The organism is Nitrincola alkalisediminis, assembly GCF_009821115.1.
Taxonomy (GTDB): Bacteria; Pseudomonadota; Gammaproteobacteria; order Pseudomonadales; family Balneatricaceae; genus Nitrincola; species Nitrincola alkalisediminis.
Genome location: NZ_VYTY01000008.1, coordinates 193397 through 214272 on the forward strand (window position 1 = coordinate 193397; position 20876 = coordinate 214272).

Below are 20876 nucleotides of genomic sequence, written 5' to 3' on the forward strand. Positions count from 1 at the left end.
CAGCGATGAACAAGGCTTGACATACAAACAACGCGCATATCAAAGCACTTGATATTACTTAAAGATATATAAAAATATCTATTTATTCTTTTTTATTTTATCCAACTTACACCATAATCGCACACTTCTAATACCCGTTTTTTAACCAAGGGAAGAGTCTTGCTATGCCAGCATTACCTGAATACCGACTAACTCACCTCAAACAACTTGAGGCTGAGAGCATTCACATCATCCGAGAAGTGGCCGCTGAGTTTGACAACCCTGTCATGCTTTATTCCATCGGTAAAGATTCTTCTGTCATGCTTCATTTAGCACGCAAAGCATTTTACCCCGGCAACCCACCTTTTCCATTACTGCACGTCGACACAACGTGGAAATTTCGTGAGATGATTCAATTTCGCGACAAAATGGCAAAAGAAGCCGGTATGGACTTAATTGTTCACATCAACCCTGAAGGTGTTGAGATGGGTATCAGCCCATTTGTGCATGGCTCTAAAAAGCACACCGACATTATGAAAACTCAAAGCCTTAAACAAGCACTAAATCAGTACAAGTTTGATGCAGCCTTTGGCGGAGCGCGTCGTGATGAAGAAAAATCACGTGCAAAAGAGAGAATCTTCTCATTTCGCGACAAAAACCACCGTTGGGACCCCAAAAACCAACGTCCCGAACTTTGGAATATTTTTAATACCCGCGTTGATAAAGGTGAGAGCATTCGCGTCTTCCCTCTGTCCAATTGGACCGAACTCGATATCTGGCAATACATTTACTTAGAAAAAATTGACATCGTTCCTTTGTACTACTCGGCGGTACGACCCGTTGTTGACCGCGATGGCATGCTGATAATGGTTGACGATGACCGTATGCCACTTAATCCAAATGAAACGCCCATGATGAAATCCGTGCGCTTCCGAACACTCGGTTGCTACCCACTGACCGGTGCCGTTGAGTCAGAAGCCGACTCACTGGAGGAAATCATTCAAGAAATGCTTCTAGCGACAACGTCCGAGCGTCAAGGCAGAGCAATTGACCATGATGGCGCTGGGTCAATGGAGCAAAAGAAAATGGAAGGCTACTTCTAAGAGGATTATGAAATGAGTCATCAAAGCGATTTAATTGCCACCGATATCAAGCACTACCTTCATCAGCATGAAAACAAAGAACTGCTCAGACTGCTCACTTGCGGAAGTGTGGACGATGGCAAGTCAACCCTAATAGGACGCTTGCTTCACGACTCCAAAATGATCTACGAAGATCAACTGGCGGCCATTACGCACGACAGCAAAAAAGTAGGCACCACGGGCGAAGCCATCGACTTAGCCCTACTGGTCGACGGTTTGCAAGCAGAGCGAGAGCAAGGCATCACCATTGACGTTGCTTACCGTTACTTCTCCACGTCTAAGCGTAAGTTCATTATTGCGGACACACCTGGCCACGAGCAATACACGCGTAACATGGCAACTGGCGCATCCACTTGCGACCTCGCCATTATTTTGATTGATGCGCGCCACGGTGTTCAAGTGCAAACGCGCCGTCATAGTTTTATCGTTTCGTTGCTGGGTATTCGTCACACCATTGTTGCCATTAACAAAATGGACTTAGTGGATTACAGTGAAGAACGTTTCAACGAAATCAAAGCGGATTATTTAGCTTTTGCCAAAGATCTAAACCTGCCGGATATCCACTTCGCCCCCATATCTGCGTTAAACGGCGATAACGTGGTCAACCCGTCAGAGCACATGCCTTGGTATACAGGTGAGCCATTGATGGCGCAACTGGAGTCCATTGAGATCGCACAGGATCAAAACTTTGCTGAGTTGCGTTTTCCTGTCCAGTATGTCAACCGCCCAAATCTGAACTTCCGTGGCTACTGCGGAACCCTAACCTCAGGCGTGGTGCGTGTCGGTGATGAACTCGCTGTTTTACCCTCTGGCAAAACCAGCCGAGTCAAATCCATAGTGACTTGGGATGGCGAGTTATCAGAGGCCTTTGCACCCATGGCTGTGACCCTGACTCTAGAAGATGAGATCGATATCTCCAGAGGCGACTTATTAGTCCTCGCAGACAACGCCCCTAAGGCGCGTCAAGCGTTTAGTGCACACCTGGTCTGGATGGATGAAACACCTCTTAATACGCTGAAAGACTATGAGGTCAAACTGGCAACTCGTCGCCAAACGGGCAAAGTGACTCGCATACATCATAAAATCGATGTAAACACCATGGTTCACTCCCCTGCAGCAGGGCTTGAGCTCAATGAGATTGCCAAGGTTGAAGTTCAGCTTGAACAAAGCACAGTAGCTGACGATTATCGTCAGCACAAAGGAACAGGCTCTTTTATTCTAGTCGACAGATTGACTCATCGCACTGTTGCGGCAGGTATGATTCTCTCTTCAGACAACGAAAGCCCTGAGTTTAACCTCACGCACACGCGCACACTCACGCCTGAGTTGTGGACCCAGCGTTTAGGACAATCAGCTCAGCTGATTCAGCTGAACAGCCAAAGTAAAGAGGCCGCTCAGAGTGTACTCTTCACATTGGAAAAAGCGCTTTTTGAGCGCGGGCACTTTGTGTATCTACTGGACGCAGACACACACCCTGCCTCCCCAGAGGCCATAAAACTTCTGGCATCATCTCTGCTTGAAACAGGTTTCATTGTTTTAACCAACATTGACATACCACTTGATCAAGCCACCACTCTTACACTCGATTCGGACAGTCCGTTAGAAACTCAAGTAACGAACATCTTACAATTGATTGTGTGATTTAAATCCGTATCAGGGATGAGTTGGCCTCCTTGATACGGTATAATCTGCCAGCAAACGCAATAAAGCCTGCGTAAAATCAATGCATCGACTTGGTAAAACGTTACTATTGATTTGATACAAACATCACACTTTACTTCTCGACTTTCGGATTAGCTGATAACCACTATGACTGATTTTTTGCTTATCTTGATTAGCACAGTGTTAGTCAATAACTTTGTATTGGTGCAATTCTTGGGCTTATGTCCATTCATGGGTGTCTCAAATAAGCTTGAAACAGCCATGGGCATGTCACTTGCAACCACCTTCGTCCTGACCTTAGCATCTGTTTGCAGTTACCTAGTGTATCAATACCTGCTAATGCCCTTTGATCTTGTTTATTTACGCACAATTTCGTTTATCCTCGTCATCGCAGTGGTTGTGCAATTTACTGAAATGGTTGTCCACAAAACCAGCCCTTTACTCCATAAGCTACTCGGTATTTTCTTGCCTCTCATTACAACCAACTGTGCCGTTCTGGGCGTTGCGCTGCTCAACATTCAAAAGCAAAACGACTTCATTCAATCAATTGCATATGGCTTTGGAGCGGCTGTCGGCTTTTCTCTTGCCTTGGTTTTATTCTCTGCCATGCGCGAACGTATTGCGGTTGCTGATGTGCCTGTCACTTTCCGAGGTGCGGCAATCGGTATGGTCACCGCAGGTCTAATGTCCCTCGCTTTCATGGGCTTCACTGGCTTGGTCAAATTTTAAGGCAGACACACGATGAGCTCTATACTTATAGCAATAGTGGTTTTATTGGTCTTAGCCTCCGTTTTTGGCATTATTTTGGGTTTTGCAGCAGTTCGCTTCCGTGTGGAAGGCGACCCAATTGTCGAACAAATCGATGCTCTACTCCCTCAAACACAATGCGGTCAATGCGGCTACCCAGGCTGCAAGCCCTATGCACAAGCCATTGCCGATGGAGATGCAATCAACAAATGCCCACCTGGCGGCCAAAGCACCATTGATGCCTTGGCCGACTTACTGGATGTAGACGCCATTCCTCTCGATGCTGAGCATGGAGAAGAAAAGCCCAAAACAGTCGCCTACATCCGTGAAGATGAATGCATAGGTTGCACAAAGTGCATTCAAGCCTGCCCTGTCGATGCGATTTTGGGTGCTGCCAAACAAATGCACACGGTGATTGTCAGTGAATGCACAGGGTGCGATCTCTGTGTAGAACCTTGCCCTGTCGACTGCATTGATATGATTCCTTTACCCGTCACACCTGCCAACTGGAAGTGGCCAGCTCCGGTCTCAGATCCATCCCTTATTCTGACAGACAGAGGTCGCGGTCAACTTCTTCAGGGAGCAAGCCAATGAGCCGGATTTTCAGCTTTCATGGTGGCATCCATCCACCCGAAAATAAAAAACAATCGTTAGGCGCTGATATACGCTTAGCCCCTATACCGACTCAGCTCATTTTGCCCTTACAGCAACACATTGGAAAAGCCGCTCTTCCGTGTGTAACAATAGGTGAGCGCGTGCTCAAGGGCCAAAAAATCGCAGAAGCGAATGGACGAATCAGCAGTTCACTCCACGCGCCAAGCTCAGGCATCGTCACCTACATCGGCCCCCAACCCGTCCCGCACGCCTCGGGTCTGGAGTCAGACTGTATTGTCATTGATACCGATGGCTTGGACGAATGGACCGCCTTATCGCCGATTCTGGACTATCAATCCATGAATAAAATGGATTTGATTAATCACATTCGAGACTTAGGCATTGCAGGACTGGGTGGAGCCGGATTTCCAACCGATGTAAAACTGCATTTAGGTGATGATCACATCGTCAACACTCTAATCATTAATGCGGCCGAGTGCGAGCCGTATATTACCGCTGACGACGCTCTGATGAGAGAACGCAGTGATGAGGTTTTAGCAGGGATTGAAATTATTGCGCACCTTCTCAAGCCAAGCCATATCCTGATCGGCATTGAAGACAATAAGCCTCAAGCAATAAAAGCACTTGACCACGCCCTGCGCACATCAACATTAAATATCGACATCTGCGTTGTACCGACGAAATACCCATCCGGTGGCGAAAAACAACTTATTCAACTACTCACAGGAATTGAAGTTCCTTCAGGCTCAATTCCGGCCGACATAGGTATTGTCTGCCAGAATGTAGGCACCACTGCAGCAATTTACCGAGCGATTTTTAAAGGCGAACCTTTAATTTCGCGCGTGGTCACTCTCACGGGATATGCGCTCGGGCATCGTCAAAATTATGAAGCCCTGATTGGTACACCGTTTACGACACTGCTTGAGGCCGCTGAAGTCAACCGCAAGGCTCTATTTCGACTTGTAATGGGTGGCCCGATGATGGGCATTAGCGTCAATGATGAACGCATACCTGTCATCAAGACGACCAATTGCATCATTGCGGCAACTAAAGATGAAATGCCACCCGCTCAACCAGCACAACCCTGTATACGCTGTGGCATGTGTGAGCAGGTTTGCCCAGCCTCACTTCTCCCCCAACAGCTCTTCTGGTTTGCTCAGGGGCGTGAGTTCGAGAAAGCCAAACATCACAATTTATTTGACTGCATTGAATGTGGCGCCTGCGCCTATGTTTGCCCAAGCAACATTCCATTGGTTCAACATTATCGTTTTGCAAAATCTGAGATACGTACTGAAGAGTTTGAACAACAAAAAGCCTCCCATGCACGCATTCGCTTTGAAGCTAGACAAGCTCGCCTAGAACGAGAAGCAGCCGAAAAAGAGTTACGAAGAAAAGAGCGAGCAGAGGCCGCGGCAAAACAGCAAGCCGAACGTAAACTTGCCGAGGCAGCACCGAAAGAAGTGAGTACTGATGAGGAAAAAGCGACTCAACTTAAGCAGCTTAAAACAGCAGCATCCGTTGCCCGAACAAAACTGAAAAAAGCGAATGACGCCTTAAAAAATGCGCGAGAAAAAGGCTTAGAAGGAATAGATAAGTTGGAAGCAACCATTTTGCTGCTGGAACAAAAAGCCAATGAGGCACAACAAGCCTGGATAGACGCTGGCGGGGAGCAAAACTAATGGCACTGATTCATTTAAGCTCCCCCCATGTCTCCAAGGCTAACTCAACCGCTCGCGTCATGCGACTCGTATTGCTGGCAACGCTCCCAGCAGTATTGGCGCTCACGTTCTTTTTTGGTTGGGGAAGCTTAATACAGATTTTTTTAGCCTGTACGTTTGCACTCATTTTTGAAGCCTGTGCTTTATACTTACGACAACGTTCATTACGCTTTTTTCTTAGTGATGGCAGCGCATTGGTAACGGCGCTCCTGCTCGCGCTTGCCATCCCACCCATGGCACCTTGGTGGATAACAGCCGTTGGGATGTTCAGTGCAATTGTTATTGCCAAACACTTGTATGGTGGGTTGGGACAAAATCCGTTTAACCCTGCCATGGTCGCATACGCACTGCTATTAATTTCATTTCCAGTCGAAATGACACAATGGAATGCCCCTTTTGTGCTAATAGGTGATTCTTGGCAAGCGCTACCTAGCCTCTCACAAACACTTGCCATTATCTTTAACTCGTCTCAGGCACTAGCACTGGATGCGTATACTGGCGCAACTCCTTTAGAAGTGTTAAAGCATAAAGGCAGCCTCACGACCGAAGAAATTTGGCGCTCCTCAGATGTTCTCAACCAGGGTGTGTTTGCATGGTACGGCGTCAGCGCTGCGTGGTTGATGGGTGGAATTTTTCTTATTTATCGAAAAATTATGACGTGGCACGCCCCCTTGTCCATGCTCGTAACGTTATTTATCCTAGCCAGCCTGTTTTACGGTGGCGATCCCTCAAACTTTGCAGATCCCTTTGTGCACCTTGGTGTAGGCGCAACGATGATGGGAGCCTTTTTTATCGCCACAGATCCGGTCTCAGGTGCAACCAGCAATAAAGGTAAAGTCGTCTTTGGCATTGGCCTCGGTATTTTAATTTATGTCATTCGAACTTGGGGCAACTACCCTGATGCAGTGGCATTTGCTGTATTATTAATGAATCTATCCGCGCCTTTTATCGATCAATACACTCAGCCACGTAGCTATGGTCATAAACACTCTTCACCCACTCGCGGAGGTCATCGCTAATGGATTTACGCCATAGCATTCGCAAAAGCGTTCTGGGCATCTCAATTTTTGCAGCGGTAACGGCTGGACTGATTGCAACCACACACGTGTTAACGCGGGATAGAATCGAGACCAATCACCAAGAGCACCAAGCACGCGCTTTGTACGAAATCATTCCACGGCATGTTGATGAAAATTTACATTTAAATACGTGGGAAATGAACTTACCTGAGTTAGGTGCCTCCAATCCTGTTATCGTTTTTAGAGCCATTGAGGATCAAGAGGTTAAGGCCGTGATTATTCCAGTCATTGCTCAGGATGGCTACAGTGGTGATATCGAAATGCTGGTCGGCATCTGGCAAGATGGTCGCACAGCAGGTGTTCGTGTTTTGTCACACAAAGAAACACCCGGACTTGGAGATAAAATCGAACTGGCAAAATCGAACTGGATTCTTGATTTTGACGATGCGCAGTACCAAGTTCAGGAAGCCTATCGCTGGAATGTTCGAAAAGATGGCGGTGATTTCGATCAATTTACCGGAGCCACCATCACACCAAGAGCCGTTGTTCGTATGGTTTCGCGCACGCTACAAACCTTCGAACAACGACGTATCGATTTTTTATCCTTGCCTACTCAAGACACCCAATTAAGCGAGACTCGCAATGGCAACTGACTTGAACAAAATTGTTAAAGATGGACTCTGGACAAACAACCCAGCGTTAGTGCAACTCTTAGGCCTATGCCCTTTACTTGCCGTTACAGGGACAGTCGTGAATGCAATTGGCTTAGGAATTGCAAGCATTGTCGTACTGATTGGCTCCAACTTAACGGTCTCAGCCTTTCGTAATCAGGTTCCTGAGTCTGTTCGTTTACCTATATTCGTCATGATCATCGCCGCTTTTGTAACGGCAATCGAGCTGCTGATGCAAGCCTTTACCTATGAGCTGTATCTGATCTTGGGAATTTTCATACCATTAATCGTCACCAACTGCGCCATCATGGGTCGAGCCGATGCCTTCGCCTCAAAAAATACCATCCTTGACTCTACAGTTGATGGATTAATGATGGGGGTCGGCTTCACACTTGTACTAATTTTACTGGGGGCCATGCGTGAAGCCATTGCTTTTGGTACACTCTTTAGCAACATGCATCTCATCTTCGGTGACATAGCACGAAACTGGCAAATAACTCTAATTGAAGAGTATCGCGGCTTCCTCTTTGCAGCCTTGCCGCCAGGTGCATTTGTCGGGCTTGGCTTACTAATCGCTTTGAAGAATAAAATTGATTTGCATATAAAAAATCGCGCAATTACGGCGCAAAGTCTCGAAACTACTTCAGCCGGTTCTAAGCGAGTGCGAATAACAGGCTGATCTTGGAGGGTGTTTTGTATATCAATATCTGGCTACGTCGTTGCTTTTTATTCTTCGCACTGATACTGGCTACTTTTTCATCCGTAAACGCTGAAACGCAAGAAAGCCAATCGTATGAAGCCTTAGCGGCTTTACTTGAAAACGATGCGCTTAGGGCGCAGCTTATTCAAGACTTACGCACACTGGCCTCACCGCACGAAGACGCGGCGGCCATCGATACATCAAGTGACAACGTTTCGCTAGCACGCCAAATAGCCAATCAAACACAATTTATTGCCGAAGAGCTGATCAGCCAAATTATATCAGGCGTAGGCGCCCTCAATAGCTTAACGGATGAAGGCTCATCGGTTGATTGGAGTACGATCACACTAAGCGTCTTGAATCTAGGCTATGTTATTTTAGCAACCCTGTTAACCTTTTTTATTCTTCGTCGCCTTCTAACCCCTCTCTTTAGAATGGCCGATGGCTGGACAACGCAAAGCCATGCTTTTGCCCCTCTATTAATGCGTTTGTTTGCAGTCATTTTTGCCGCAATCGCGGATCTATTTGCAGTTGGCGTGGCTTGGGTTGCGGGTTACGGAGTAGCGCTTTTACTTGTTGGTGAACTCGGGGGCATGGACTCAACCCAGTCATTATTTTTAAATGCGTTTCTTTTAATTGAAGCCTTTAAAGCCATTGTTAGGATGGTGTTTTCATCAAGATTTGATGGTTTACGCCTTTTACCTATGTGCGCTGAAACCTCTGCTTACTGGAACACTTGGATCGCCCGTTTAAGCGGATTTATCGGCTATGGTATGCTTCTGCTGGTTCCGGTTATCAACTTTCACTTAACTCCTGTTTTAGGGCGCTTCGTCAGCTTGCTGATTATGCTAGTAGCCTTCTCTTATGCCTTTGTCATCATCATGCAAAATAAAGCACGTGTATCAACGCAGATTAGAGCTCGCGCAGAAGAAGCCGACTTCGCATTTACAACCGTATTACTCAATATGCTGGCACGCAGTTGGCATGTGATTTCAATTGCGTATTTCGCAGGTCTCTTGCTGGTAACGGTTATCCGACCAGACGATGCACTTCCTATTATGTTACAAGCCAGCTTGCAAACATTGATTGCCGTCGGTGCTGGATTATTTATATCCGCATTGTTAACCCAAATTATTTCCAGACAAATTCGGATTCCCGAAGAAACAAAATTACGATTTCCGGCACTTGAGGCACGTTTAAATGGTTTTATACCGACATCGCTGAAAATCATTCGCTTAGTCATTATGCTGATTGTAATGGCCTTGGTTTTAGATGCTTGGGGGTTGTTCAACCTGAACCTGTGGCTAGCCTCAACAGGCGGTACGCGTTTTGTTAGCATGCTGCTCAGCGTTGCGTTAATTCTAATTGTTTCTAAATTACTTTGGATTGCGTTTGCCAGCTGGGTTGAACATCGATTAAACCCTAACACAGGCTCAGGCGAACCCAGTGCGCGAGAAAAAACACTGCTTACGCTCTTTCGCAACGCCGTCATGATCAGCTTAACGGTTCTAACCGCTATGATAACCCTAGCCGAACTCGGCATTAATATTGGGCCATTAATAGCAGGTGCTGGTGTCATTGGTTTAGCCATAGGCTTTGGCGCCCAAACCCTAGTTAAGGATGTCATCACTGGCGTCTTTATCCAGTTAGAAAACGCCATTAATACGGGCGATGTTGTTACTGCAGATGGGATCACAGGCACCGCCGAAAACCTGACCATTCGCTCACTCGGTTTACGAGACCGTTTTGGTACATATCACCTCATCCCCTTTTCATCCATCACGAGCGTATCGAACTACATGAGAGGTTTTGGCTACCACGTGGGCGAATATGGCGTTGCCTATCGTGAAGATACTGACGAAGTCGTTGTCCGCTTACGAGAAGCCTTTGATGAGCTAATGACCGATCCCGAGATGCAAGCCGTTATCATGGGTGAGCTTGAAGTGCAGGGTATTACCGAGTTTGGTGATAATGCGGTTAACATACGAGTTCGAATCAAAACATTACCAGGTTCACAATGGGGCGTTGGCCGGGCCTATAATCGTCTAGTTAAGCGACATTTTGATGCTGCAGGCGTGGAAATCCCCTTCCCGCACCTCACTGTTTATTTTGGCCAAAACAAAGATGGATCAGCACCGCCAGCACCTATTAATATTGTGAAAATGCCTTCAACACAGCAGCGCTCCCTGAACAGCGATATTGATGCTGACAGAGCACGCACCAATACAGACGCTCGTGGTGATTATGAAGAACCGGATAACTAGCTGATTTTGAATGTGGGTAATCAAATTGCATGACGCTTAAATTTTGGTTACTCTCATTATCTAGAAGAATAAAATATCTTAATCGGAGCTTTTTACGTGGCACAATCAATACCCGTTGTCATTTGCGATGATTCTCGCTTAGCTAGAAAGCAAATGGCTCGTGCCCTTTCTCATTGGAACGTTGAGATTACTCAAGCTGAACATGGACTTCAGGCACTCGAAGCCATTCGTGCAGGTAAAGGGCATATTATGTTCCTCGATCTCAACATGCCGATTATGGATGGCTATCAGGTTCTTGAGCGTGTCCGTCGTGATGATCTACCCTGCTTGGTTATCGTTGTATCAGGTGACATCCAAGAGGATGCACAAATTCGCGTCATGTCACTTGGGGCAATCGGTTTTATCAATAAGCCCATCAACGAACACATCCTTTGCGAGTCGTTAAAAGCTTACGGACTGCTGGATGAACTCCAAGCCCGAACCTCCACCTCAACTCAATTTTCTGCATCCGCCGAAGATATCCCTAAGGATATGTTTGACCTTGCACGTGAAACAGCAAACGTTGCCATGGGTCGAGCGGCAGGCTTATTAGCAAAGCTTTTAAATGTATTTGTGCACTTGCCTGTACCTAAAGTTCAATTAATAAGCATTGCTGAAGTTGATATGGCACTGCAAGCCAGCAGTGGCTATGACCCAATCACCACAGTATGCCAAGGTTTTATCGGCAAAAGCATAGCAGGCGAAGCCCTGCTCATGTTTAAAGAGTCCAATATTTCACAAATTGCTCAATTGCTCAAATATGATGGTGACATTAATGAAGCAGCAGAGCGTGAACTTATCATGGATATCAGTAATGTGCTTGTCGGCGCCTTTATCCGCAACTTTGGTCAATTAATAAATGTTGAGTTCAGCCAAGGAACACCTCAGATACTAGGGTTGCATTGCCACGCCCCTAATCTTCAACAAAATCCAGCCGAGTGGAAAAATACGCTGTCTATCGAAATTGAGTATACGATTGAAAACACCAATATTAGTTGTGATCTTTTGGTATTATTCACTGAGGACTCGCTGTCATCACTCTCTGAACGCATGGAGCAACTTACATGATCCACAGCCTACCGACCTTCAATCAAGACAATTCTTTGGAGTGGCAGTTAAATCTGATTCAGCACCTTGATGTTGGCATAGTTGTTTTAGATAAAGCATTCACTGTCAGGCTTTGGAACACATTTATGGTGAACCATTCGGGGATTAGCGCAGAACATATGCTAAATGCGCATTTATTCTCCAAGTTTACTGACCTGCCTGAGGACTGGCTGCGCCGAAAAATTCAGACAGTCATCATGCTAGACAACAGTGCATTCACAACTTGGGAAGAAAGGCCATGGCTGTTTAAGTTCAAGAGTTATCGGCCCATTACGGGCAGTGCTCGACATATGTACCAGAATGCAACACTGCTTCCGCTCAAAAATGCTCAGGGAGAAGTCGATCACGTTGCAATCATCATCTACGACGTAACCGATGCCGCTACAAACCGCTTAAGTTTACTCAATGCCAATCAAGAGCTGTCCCGCTTAAGCATCACAGACCAGCTGACAGGGCTTAGCAATCGCGGCTATCTTGAAAGCTGCATTAAAAGTGAATTTGAACGTTTTTGTCGAACACAACAAAAAAGCTCGCTTGTCATGCTGGATATTGATTACTTTAAGAAAGTGAATGACACGCATGGCCACCTTGTTGGCGACGAAGTCATTCGGAAAATATCTAAATGCATTACCATGTTTACTCGCACAACAGATCTTGCTGGACGCTATGGTGGAGAAGAGTTTGCTATTCTGCTGATCAATACACCTATAGGTAACGCAAAGATTTTCGCCGAGCGACTCAGAGAAGCTATCGAAAACACAGTTATCCAAGTCGACAACCTTGATCTCTATGTCACGGTTAGCCTTGGTATTTCTGTATCTGACAAGGGCTACACAGACTACAATCAATGGCTTAACGATGCAGATCAAGCGCTCTACCGATCCAAAGAACGCGGGCGCAATCAAGTCACCCTTGCCGATTACGATTAAATGAACGCTAGCAAACGCCACCAGATTTTTTCTCGCCTTCGCGAGCAAAACCCGCATCCAACGACAGAGCTGGAATACTCAACACCCTTTGAATTGCTAATTGCAGTTATTTTATCTGCGCAAGCGACCGACGTCGGCGTCAATAAAGCAACCCGCAAATTATTTCCTGTTGCCAATACGCCAGAGTCCATTTTGGCCCTTGGGCTTGAAAAGCTAAAAAGCTATATTCGCACCATTGGCTTATACAACAGCAAAGCAGAAAACATTCTTAAAACATGCCAACAGCTGATTGAACACCATAACAGCTCCGTACCCTCCACCCGTGAAGCATTAGAAGCACTTCCCGGTGTTGGACGCAAAACCGCGAATGTTGTGTTAAATACTGCGTTTGGGCAACCCACTATGGCGGTCGATACGCATATTTTTCGCGTATCCAATCGCACTCGCATAGCTCCGGGCAAAAATGTTCTTGAGGTTGAAAATAAACTTGTACGATTCATACCAACAGAATTTTTATTAGATGCCCATCACTGGCTCATCCTCCACGGACGCTATGTATGTGTAGCACGCAAACCCAAATGTGGTGCTTGTATTATTGAAGATTTATGTGAATATAAAGACAAAACAGAAGAAGCCTAGTCTAACGGCCTAGGCTTCATGACTTACCCACACAATCTGTGGATAAAGCTGTGAATTTATATTGGATGAATCACTGGAAGCCACGTGCTTCTAAGCGTGCAGCGAATTGATAAAAAAACATGCAGCGAAAACATTTTTAAAAATCAAGAATATACTTCTTGACAGTCATTTGCAAACCCAAAAACAAAAAAGGATTTACAGCCCCAACAACGGCTGGGGACTTGTGCATAGATATCAAGAATCTGGAATTTCAATCTCTATGTGAGTGCGCGGACGAGAACAACAGGCAAGCACCTCACCCTCAGCCACATCAACTAACGCATCTTGAACTTGCTCAACCTCTCCATCCAACAAACGCACCCTGCAACAACCACAGTAGCCACCGCGACAATTGTAAGGTGCAGGAATAGACTGAGCCTCTAACGCATCGAGTAAGGAATACTCATACTGATAATAAAAAGTATGATAATTATTCACTTTTATACGTGGAATCCCAGACATTCTATCTCCTAAAGATCGAATCCATCAAAGTCTTCAGTTTCGACATCATTATCAATCTGCCCAACCAAATATGAACTGATTTCAGACTCTTGAGGCGCTACTTGGACATTGTCACTCACCAACCATGCATTCATCCATGGTAATGGGTTTTGTCTGGCAGGAAAAATTTCATCGAGATTCAACGCTTTCATCCGAACATTTGTAATGTACTCGACATAATCGCCCAGAATTCTAGCATTCAAACCAATCATAGAACCTTGGCTGAACAAATAGACGGCCCAGTCTTTTTCCTGCTGCGCAGCTTCCTTAAAGATCTCATACACCTCAGGCTTGCACTCTTGTGCTATTGCCTTGAAATCAGGATCATCACGTCCAGACGCTAAGATATTCAACATTTGCTGAGTACCGGTCAGATGAAGCGCTTCATCTCGAGCAATCAAACGAATAATTTTTGCATTGCCTTCCATAATAGCCCGTTCAGCAAATGCGAAAGAACACGCAAAGCTGACATAAAACCGTATCGCTTCTAATACATTGACTGACACCAACGTCAGATAAAGCTTTCGCTTTAAATTGTACATGGACGCATCCAGCTCTCTGTCACCGATCAACTTTTTACCAGGACCATACAAACTGTACACAGTGACTAACTCAATGAACTCATCATACAAACGCGTAACAGACTCTGCACGTTTGACAATTTCTGGGTTTGTCACAATCTGATCAAACACAACCGAAGGCTCAGTGATGATGTTGCGGATGATATGGGTGTAAGAGCGACTGTGTATCGTTTCACTAAACGCCCAAGTTTCAAACCAAGTTTCCAGCTCAGGCAAAGAAACTACGGGTAAAAATGCGATATTGGGAGAACGACCTTGAACAGAGTCCAATAGCGTCTGATATTTTAAATTGCTTAAAAAGATATGACGCTCATGATCTGGCATATCATTAAAGTCTTTGCGGTCTTTTGTAAGATCAATCTCTTCTGGACGCCAAAAGAACGAAAGTTGCTTTTCAATCAACTTTTCAAATATTGAATACTTTTGCTTGTCGTAACGAGCAACATTGACACTCCGCCCGAAAAACATCGGTTCCATCGTCGCATCATGGTCGCTAGGATTAAAAGTAGAATAAGACATAAAGTGAATAACCTTGAAAAAGTGGTCACCAATAAAGTACAAAACTGCGGAGTCGTTAGACACCACAGTTACGGAAATAGCTGAGCTTTAGAGCCTGGCTAAGCGTTTGAGTTTAAAGCTTGCAAGCACCGCCTTCACACCCAGCATCATCCTGCTGATCAGAGGCACCATCTCGAGTATTATGATAATAGAGTGTTTTTAAACCATACTTATACGCCGTCAACAAATCCTTAAGCAATTGCTTCATTGGAACTTTGTCGCCCGGAAAACGGGTCGGGTCATAGTTGGTATTGGCTGAAATTGCCTGATCCACAAACTTTTGCATAATACCCACGAGTTGCAAGTAGCCTTCGTTATTTGGAATATTCCACAACAACTCATATTGAGACTTCAGCTCAACAAACTCCGGCACAACTTGCTTCATGATGCCATCTTTACTCGACTTAACGGATACAAATCCTCTTGGAGGCTCAATTCCATTTGTTGAGTTCGTAATTTGCGATGAGGTCTCGCAAGGCATCAATGCGGTCAACGTCGAGTTGCGTAAGCCAAACTCACGTATATCTTCACGCAGTGTTTCCCAGAAATAATGCAGCGGCTCTTCGCAATAACTGTCAACATCGCGCTTATACGTATCTATCGGCAAAAGGCCTTTTGCATAGGTTGTCTCGTTAAATTTCGGACAGGGCCCTTTTTCTTTTGCCAACTGATTTGACGCTTTTAATAAGTGATATTGAATGGCCTCAAACGTACGATGTACCAAACCGTTAGCAGAACCATCCGAATAGCGAACACCATTTTTAGCAAGGTAGTAGGCAAAATTCGTAACTCCTACTCCTAGGGTTCTGCGGTTCATCGTGGCGTTTCTAGCGGCCAAAATGGGGTAATCCTGATAATCAAGAAGATTATCCAGTGCCCGCACGATCAAATCGGATAAATTCTCAAGCTCATTCAAGTTTTCAAGTGCACCTAGGTTAAACGCGGACAAGGTACACAGTGCTATCTCACCATTAGGATCATTAATGTCATTCAATGGTTTAGTCGGCAATGCAATCTCAAGGCATAAATTCGACTGACGCACTGGAGCAACCGCAGGGTCGAACGGACTGTGAGTATTGCAATGGTCTACGTTCTGTATATAGATACGCCCTGTCGATGCACGCTCAGCGGCTAATATCCCAAACAGTTCCACAGCCTTTATCGACTGCTTACGAATGGACGGATCCTGCTCATACTTAACGTACAGGCGCTCAAACTCATCTTGATCCGCAAAGAAAGCATCGTATAAACCTGGCACTTCATGCGGACTAAAAAGAGTAATAAACTCCCCTTTAATCAAACGCTGGTACATCAGCTTATTGATCTGTACACCGTAATCTAAGTGACGAACACGGTTCTCTTCAACACCTCTGTTATTCTTAAGAACTAACAAAGACTCGACTTCTAAGTGCCATAAAGGGTAAAACAGCGTTGCTGCTCCCCCTCTAACCCCGCCTTGCGAACAGGATTTAACCGCTGTCTGAAAGTGCTTATAGAAGGGTATGCAACCCGTATGGAAGGCCTCACCTTCACGAATAGGACTGCCTATCGCACGAATTCTACCCGCATTAATACCAATACCAGCACGTTGTGATACATACTTAACAATCGCCGACGCCGTCGCATTTATTGAATCAAGGCTGTCGTCCGCCTCAATCAAGACACATGAGCTGAATTGACGCGTAGGTGTACGAACCCCCGCCATAATCGGTGTTGGCAGTGATAATTTAAATAAAGACGTCGCATCATAAAAACGCTTAACGTAGTCTAAACGTGTCTCTTTAGGATAGGAGGCAAACAAACACGCAGACACGAGCATATACAATATCTGTGGGCTCTCGTAAATTTGTCCCGTCACACGATTCTGAACAAGATACTTACCTTCAAGCTGCTTAACCGCAGCATAACTGAAGTTCATATCACGACCATGGTCTAAATAGTCGTTTAACTCATCGAACTCAGCCTGAGAATAGTCTTCTAATAAATGAGTATCATAACGATTCAGTTCAACCATTGAGCGCACATGAGTGTAAAGATCCGGTGCATCAAATGAACCAAATGCACGCTTCCTCAAATGAAAGATTGCCAAACGCGCAGCCAGGTACTGATAGTCAGGCGCTTCTTCAGAGATCAAATCGGCTGCCGACTTGATTAAGGTTTCGTGAATATCAGAGGTTTTTATGCCCTCATAGAACTGAATATGAGCACTTAACTCAACTTGAGAGACAGATACATTTTGTAGACCTTCAGCGGCCCAGATGATCACACGGTGTATTTTTTCAAGATCTATAGGTTCCTGCCGCCCGTTTCGCTTAGTCACCATCAGATTTTTTTGCATCGTCGTACTCTTCCGTTTTTGATCATTACTGTAGACCACCAGACGCGAACAACACCTGGTCATTTTTTAAACTAAAAACACTATATATTGTGTGCTTGGACAAACACGACACCAAATATAGTTGTTTTGAAGATTTTTTCAACTCTTGATTTAGCAGCAATTAGGGTGTAGAGACGGGGTAAAAAAGAACGGAAAACCAGCGTTTATGCGGCTTTGAAGAACGCGTCGATAGCCAGAATTCTTAGGTGATTTTTTTTCATCATAAACTGAGCATAGCTGCACGCTACAAAACGCGAGGATTGAATAGCAACAACACCACAAGGAGCAAAAACAGATATTTCGCACTAAAATAAAACAAAAAATAACCAATAGCGCACTCTATTGGAACAAGTCAAAAACGATAAAAAACACCACAAACAAATAATAAATATAGAAAAATCCTGTTTATGCGCACCTTTTCATCAAAATCATACCAATAGACATTTACCAAATTAGTGCACAAACGATATCATTAGTACTAATTTAGTGCATCAACTCTTTAGGATTTTCTTACCATGCCTTACGTACACGACACTCTCCAGCGCCTACAAAGAAGCAGCCCAGCTCAAACAGAGTTCTATCAAGCCGCTGAAGAAGTCTTAGACTCAATTCGCCCACTTCTCGATAAAGATAAGCACTATCGAGAAGAAGGCATCATCGAGCGCATTGTTGAGCCTGAGCGCCAAATCATGTTTAGAGTCGTATGGCATGATGATGCCGGACGCGTTCAAGTTAATAAAGGCTACCGCATTCAATTTAATTCAGCTCTTGGTCCTTATAAAGGCGGTCTTCGTTTTCACCCAAGTGTTAACGCTGGCATCATCAAGTTTTTAGGTTTCGAACAAATTTTCAAAAATGCACTGACAGGCCTCCCTATTGGGGGTGGTAAAGGTGGATCCGACTTCAACCCTAAAGGCCGCTCGGACAATGAAATCATGCGATTCTGCCAAGCCTTCATGACGGAACTCTATCGCCATATTGGCGCAACGGTCGATGTCCCTGCAGGCGACATAGGTGTGGGTGCGCGTGAGATAGGTTACCTGTACGGACAATACAAACGTCTGACAGGCAGCTACGAAGGTGTTCTGACTGGCAAAGGTTTAAAATGGGGTGGCTCATTGGCACGCAAAGAAGCCACAGGCTATGGGGCTGTGTATTTCGCGCAAAACATGCTGTCTGATAAAGGTGATCACTTAAAGGACAAAGTCTGCCTAGTGTCAGGCGCGGGCAATGTTGCCATTTACACCATTGAAAAACTTTATGAATTGGGCGCTCTTCCTGTTACATGCTCAGATTCGCAAGGCACAATCTATGATAAAAATGGAATTGACCTTGCTGCATTAAAAGAGCTCAAAGAACAACGCCGCGTCTCCCTAGAGCACTATCTTGAATTCCACCCTGACGCTGAATACACGCCATCCTCACATTATCCTAAAGATGGGCATGCCGTTTGGCGCTACAAGGCTCACGCTGCCTTCCCAAGCGCAACACAAAATGAACTCACAGAAGCCGATGCGCTGTGTTTATTAGAGAATGGCGTCACCTGTATTAGTGAAGGCGCAAACATGCCATCAACCGCTGAGGCCGTTGATCGCTTTATCCAAGCGCGCATTTGCTATGGCCCAGGCAAGGCCGCCAATGCAGGTGGCGTTGCAACCAGCCAGCTCGAAATGGCTCAAAATGCAAGCATGACGCAATGGACATTTGAAGACGTTGATCAGCGTTTGAAAGGGATTATGGCCGGCATTTATGAACGAAGTGTTTCAGCCGCGCGTGAATTCGATCACCCACACAATCTAGTGCTCGGTGCTAACATCGCAGGCTTCAGAAAAGTCGCTGACGCCATGATTGAGCAAGGCCTGATGTAACCGCCACTCCACGAGCCCTTGAATGGGCTCGTGGAACACCTCTCAAACAAGTTAAGCCTTCTGGTTTGCCTGATCTCTAAGAACAAACTTCTGGATTTTTCCAGTAGATGTTTTTGGCAAGTCACAAAAAATAACCTTTTTGGGCGCTTTAAACCTTGCCATATTTTCACGGCAAAACTGAATCACATCCTCTTCCGTAGGCACGACTGAAGCCGATGGCTTGAGTGCAACAAAGGCACAGGGCACCTCTCCCCACTTTTCATCGTTCATCGCAACAACGGCCGCTTCCATAATCGCTGGATGACGATATAACACATCCTCCACTTCAATCGAGGAAATATTTTCACCGCCTGAAATAATAATATCTTTTGAGCGATCCTTAATCTCGATATAGCCATCCTCATGCCAGACAGCCAAGTCACCCGAGTGAAACCACCCCCCTTCAAATGACTTATCTGTCGTTGAAGGATTTTTAAGATAACCCTTCATAACCAAATTGCCTTTCATGAAAATTTCGCCGAGGGTTTTACCATCCTTAGCAACAGGCTCAAGCGTCTCAGGATTCGCCACCATCAATGCCTCAAGCATTGGCGCTCTCACGCCCTGCCTTGATTTCAAGCGAGCCTTATCCGTTGCAGATTTTTCATCCCACTCGTCATGCCATGCACAAACAACACTGGGTCCATAGGTTTCTGTCAGACCGTAAACATGGGTCACCTTAAAGCCCATCGCTTCCATTCCTTCAATAACCGAAGCTGGCGGTGCGGCACCTGCGGTCATCACTTTCACTTGATGCGCAATTCCCTCTTTCATCTCGTCTGGCGCATTGTTTAACATATTCAGCACAATTGGCGCACCACAGAAATGGTTGACCTTCTCAGACTTAATTGCGCCGTATATCGCATCAGCTCTCACATGACGCAAACACACGCTAATGCCAGCCGTCGCAGCTAGTGCCCATGGAAAACACCAACCGTTACAATGAAACATGGGCAAGGTCCACAAATAAACCGGATGACTTCCCATATCCCACGAAACCACATTACTGATTGCATTCAAATACGCACCACGGTGATGGTATACAACTCCCTTAGGATCACCTGTCGTACCCGATGTGTAATTTAACGTAATGGCATCCCATTCGCTTTCAGGAAGCGCCCAGTTAAATGACGTATCACCGTCAGCAATAAAGGCCTCATAGTCCATTTCACCGATCAGCTCTCCACCTTCATATGAAAGATCATCAATATCAATGACGATTGGCTTATGAGCAATCATTCGTACAGCACGCTGTATGACTTCTGAGAATTCACGGTCGGTAATCACGACCTTTGCTTCACCATGCTGCAATATAAATGCAATGGCCTCTGCATCCAAACGAACATTTAACGCATTCAGTACGGCCCCTACCATTGGCACACCGAAATGCGCCTCAAAGAGTTCTGGCAGGTTAGGTGCCATTACCGCTACGGTATCTCCCTTACCGATTCCTCTCTTCTGTAATGCACTGGCAAGCTGACAACAACGTTGATACGTCTCAGACCAAGTTCGGCGTATGGTATGATGCACAACAGCAAGCCGATTTGGATACACGTCTGCAGCTCTTGCAATAAAACTCAAAGGGCTTAATGGTGTATAGTTGGCTTGGTTTTGCTCAAGCCCTAACACATAAGGATTATGATTTGAATTGGACATTTTATTCTCCGGTAGTATCCCTGACA

General features: G+C 45.5%; 17 protein-coding genes. 13 read left to right on the plus strand and 4 right to left on the minus strand.

Annotated elements, in window-relative coordinates; all coding sequences use genetic code 11:
• Window positions 1–164 precede the first annotated feature (164 nt).
• From cysD to nth, 12 genes are all read left to right on the plus strand, one after another.
• On the plus strand, window positions 165–1082 hold the full coding sequence (gene cysD / locus F5971_RS13550) for a sulfate adenylyltransferase subunit CysD (RefSeq protein ID WP_036510389.1): 918 nt from the start codon (window positions 165–167) through the stop codon (window positions 1080–1082).
• A gap of 12 nt (window positions 1083–1094) precedes the next feature.
• Window positions 1095–2762 carry a sulfate adenylyltransferase subunit CysN gene (gene cysN / locus F5971_RS13555; RefSeq protein WP_193495413.1) on the plus strand — a complete coding sequence of 556 codons (1668 nt, stop codon included), beginning with the start codon at window positions 1095–1097 and terminating at the stop codon, window positions 2760–2762.
• A 168-nt stretch (window positions 2763–2930) separates the two neighbouring features.
• Window positions 2931–3512: an electron transport complex subunit RsxA gene (gene rsxA / locus F5971_RS13560; RefSeq protein ID WP_036510382.1), complete on the plus strand. Its 582-nt coding sequence runs from the start codon at window positions 2931–2933 to the stop codon at window positions 3510–3512.
• A 12-nt stretch (window positions 3513–3524) separates the two neighbouring features.
• Window positions 3525–4124, plus strand: coding sequence for an electron transport complex subunit RsxB (gene rsxB / locus F5971_RS13565; RefSeq protein WP_036510379.1), 600 nt, complete (start codon window positions 3525–3527; stop codon window positions 4122–4124).
• Window positions 4121–5824 carry an electron transport complex subunit RsxC gene (rsxC, locus tag F5971_RS13570; RefSeq protein WP_193495414.1) on the plus strand — a complete coding sequence of 568 codons (1704 nt, stop codon included), beginning with the start codon at window positions 4121–4123 and terminating at the stop codon, window positions 5822–5824. Before rsxB ends, rsxC begins: the two co-directional genes overlap by 4 nt.
• Window positions 5824–6882: an electron transport complex subunit RsxD gene (rsxD, locus tag F5971_RS13575; protein WP_193495415.1), complete on the plus strand. Its 1059-nt coding sequence runs from the start codon at window positions 5824–5826 to the stop codon at window positions 6880–6882. Before rsxC ends, rsxD begins: the two co-directional genes overlap by 1 nt.
• Window positions 6882–7535 carry an electron transport complex subunit RsxG gene (gene rsxG / locus F5971_RS13580; protein ID WP_036510377.1) on the plus strand — a complete coding sequence of 218 codons (654 nt, stop codon included), beginning with the start codon at window positions 6882–6884 and terminating at the stop codon, window positions 7533–7535. The genes rsxD and rsxG overlap by 1 nt, the downstream gene beginning before the upstream one ends.
• Window positions 7525–8232, plus strand: a complete 708-nt coding sequence (locus F5971_RS13585; protein ID WP_193495416.1) for an electron transport complex subunit E — start codon at window positions 7525–7527, stop codon at window positions 8230–8232. The genes rsxG and F5971_RS13585 overlap by 11 nt, the downstream gene beginning before the upstream one ends.
• Window positions 8233–8246: 14 nt before the next feature.
• Window positions 8247–10517 (plus strand): mechanosensitive ion channel domain-containing protein, encoded by a 2271-nt coding sequence (locus tag F5971_RS13590; protein WP_081763801.1) that lies wholly within the window; start codon window positions 8247–8249, stop codon window positions 10515–10517.
• A gap of 96 nt (window positions 10518–10613) precedes the next feature.
• The gene (locus tag F5971_RS13595) at window positions 10614–11624 is read left to right on the plus strand and encodes a response regulator (RefSeq protein WP_036510374.1); all 1011 of its coding nucleotides are present in this window, start codon (window positions 10614–10616) and stop codon (window positions 11622–11624) included.
• Window positions 11621–12592, plus strand: coding sequence for a sensor domain-containing diguanylate cyclase (locus F5971_RS13600; RefSeq protein ID WP_036510371.1), 972 nt, complete (start codon window positions 11621–11623; stop codon window positions 12590–12592). The genes F5971_RS13595 and F5971_RS13600 overlap by 4 nt, the downstream gene beginning before the upstream one ends.
• A complete protein-coding gene (gene nth, locus F5971_RS13605) occupies window positions 12593–13231 on the plus strand; it encodes an endonuclease III (RefSeq protein WP_036510369.1) in 639 nt (212 codons plus the stop codon). It begins immediately after the preceding gene.
• Between the two features lie 234 nt (window positions 13232–13465).
• On the opposite strand, the gene yfaE is transcribed toward nth, so the two are convergent.
• The 3 genes from yfaE to nrdA all read right to left on the minus strand — a co-directional run bounded on the left by yfaE (window position 13466) and on the right by nrdA (window position 17248).
• Window positions 13466–13732, minus strand: a complete 267-nt coding sequence (yfaE, locus tag F5971_RS13610; protein ID WP_036510366.1) for a class I ribonucleotide reductase maintenance protein YfaE — start codon at window positions 13730–13732, stop codon at window positions 13466–13468.
• Between the two features lie 8 nt (window positions 13733–13740).
• Entirely contained in the window at window positions 13741–14871 is a 1131-nt protein-coding gene (gene nrdB / locus F5971_RS13615; RefSeq protein WP_036510363.1) for a class Ia ribonucleoside-diphosphate reductase subunit beta, read from the minus strand.
• Window positions 14872–14983: 112 nt separating this feature from the next.
• Window positions 14984–17248 carry a class 1a ribonucleoside-diphosphate reductase subunit alpha gene (gene nrdA, locus F5971_RS13620; protein WP_036510360.1) on the minus strand — a complete coding sequence of 755 codons (2265 nt, stop codon included), beginning with the start codon at window positions 17246–17248 and terminating at the stop codon, window positions 14984–14986.
• A 554-nt stretch (window positions 17249–17802) separates the two neighbouring features.
• Here nrdA and gdhA point away from each other — a divergent pair.
• A complete protein-coding gene (gene gdhA / locus F5971_RS13625) occupies window positions 17803–19155 on the plus strand; it encodes an NADP-specific glutamate dehydrogenase (protein ID WP_036510357.1) in 1353 nt (450 codons plus the stop codon).
• Window positions 19156–19206: 51 nt separating this feature from the next.
• On the opposite strand, the gene F5971_RS13630 is transcribed toward gdhA, so the two are convergent.
• Window positions 19207–20850: an acyl-CoA synthetase gene (locus F5971_RS13630; protein ID WP_193495417.1), complete on the minus strand. Its 1644-nt coding sequence runs from the start codon at window positions 20848–20850 to the stop codon at window positions 19207–19209.
• Between the last annotated feature and the right edge of the window lie 26 nt (window positions 20851–20876).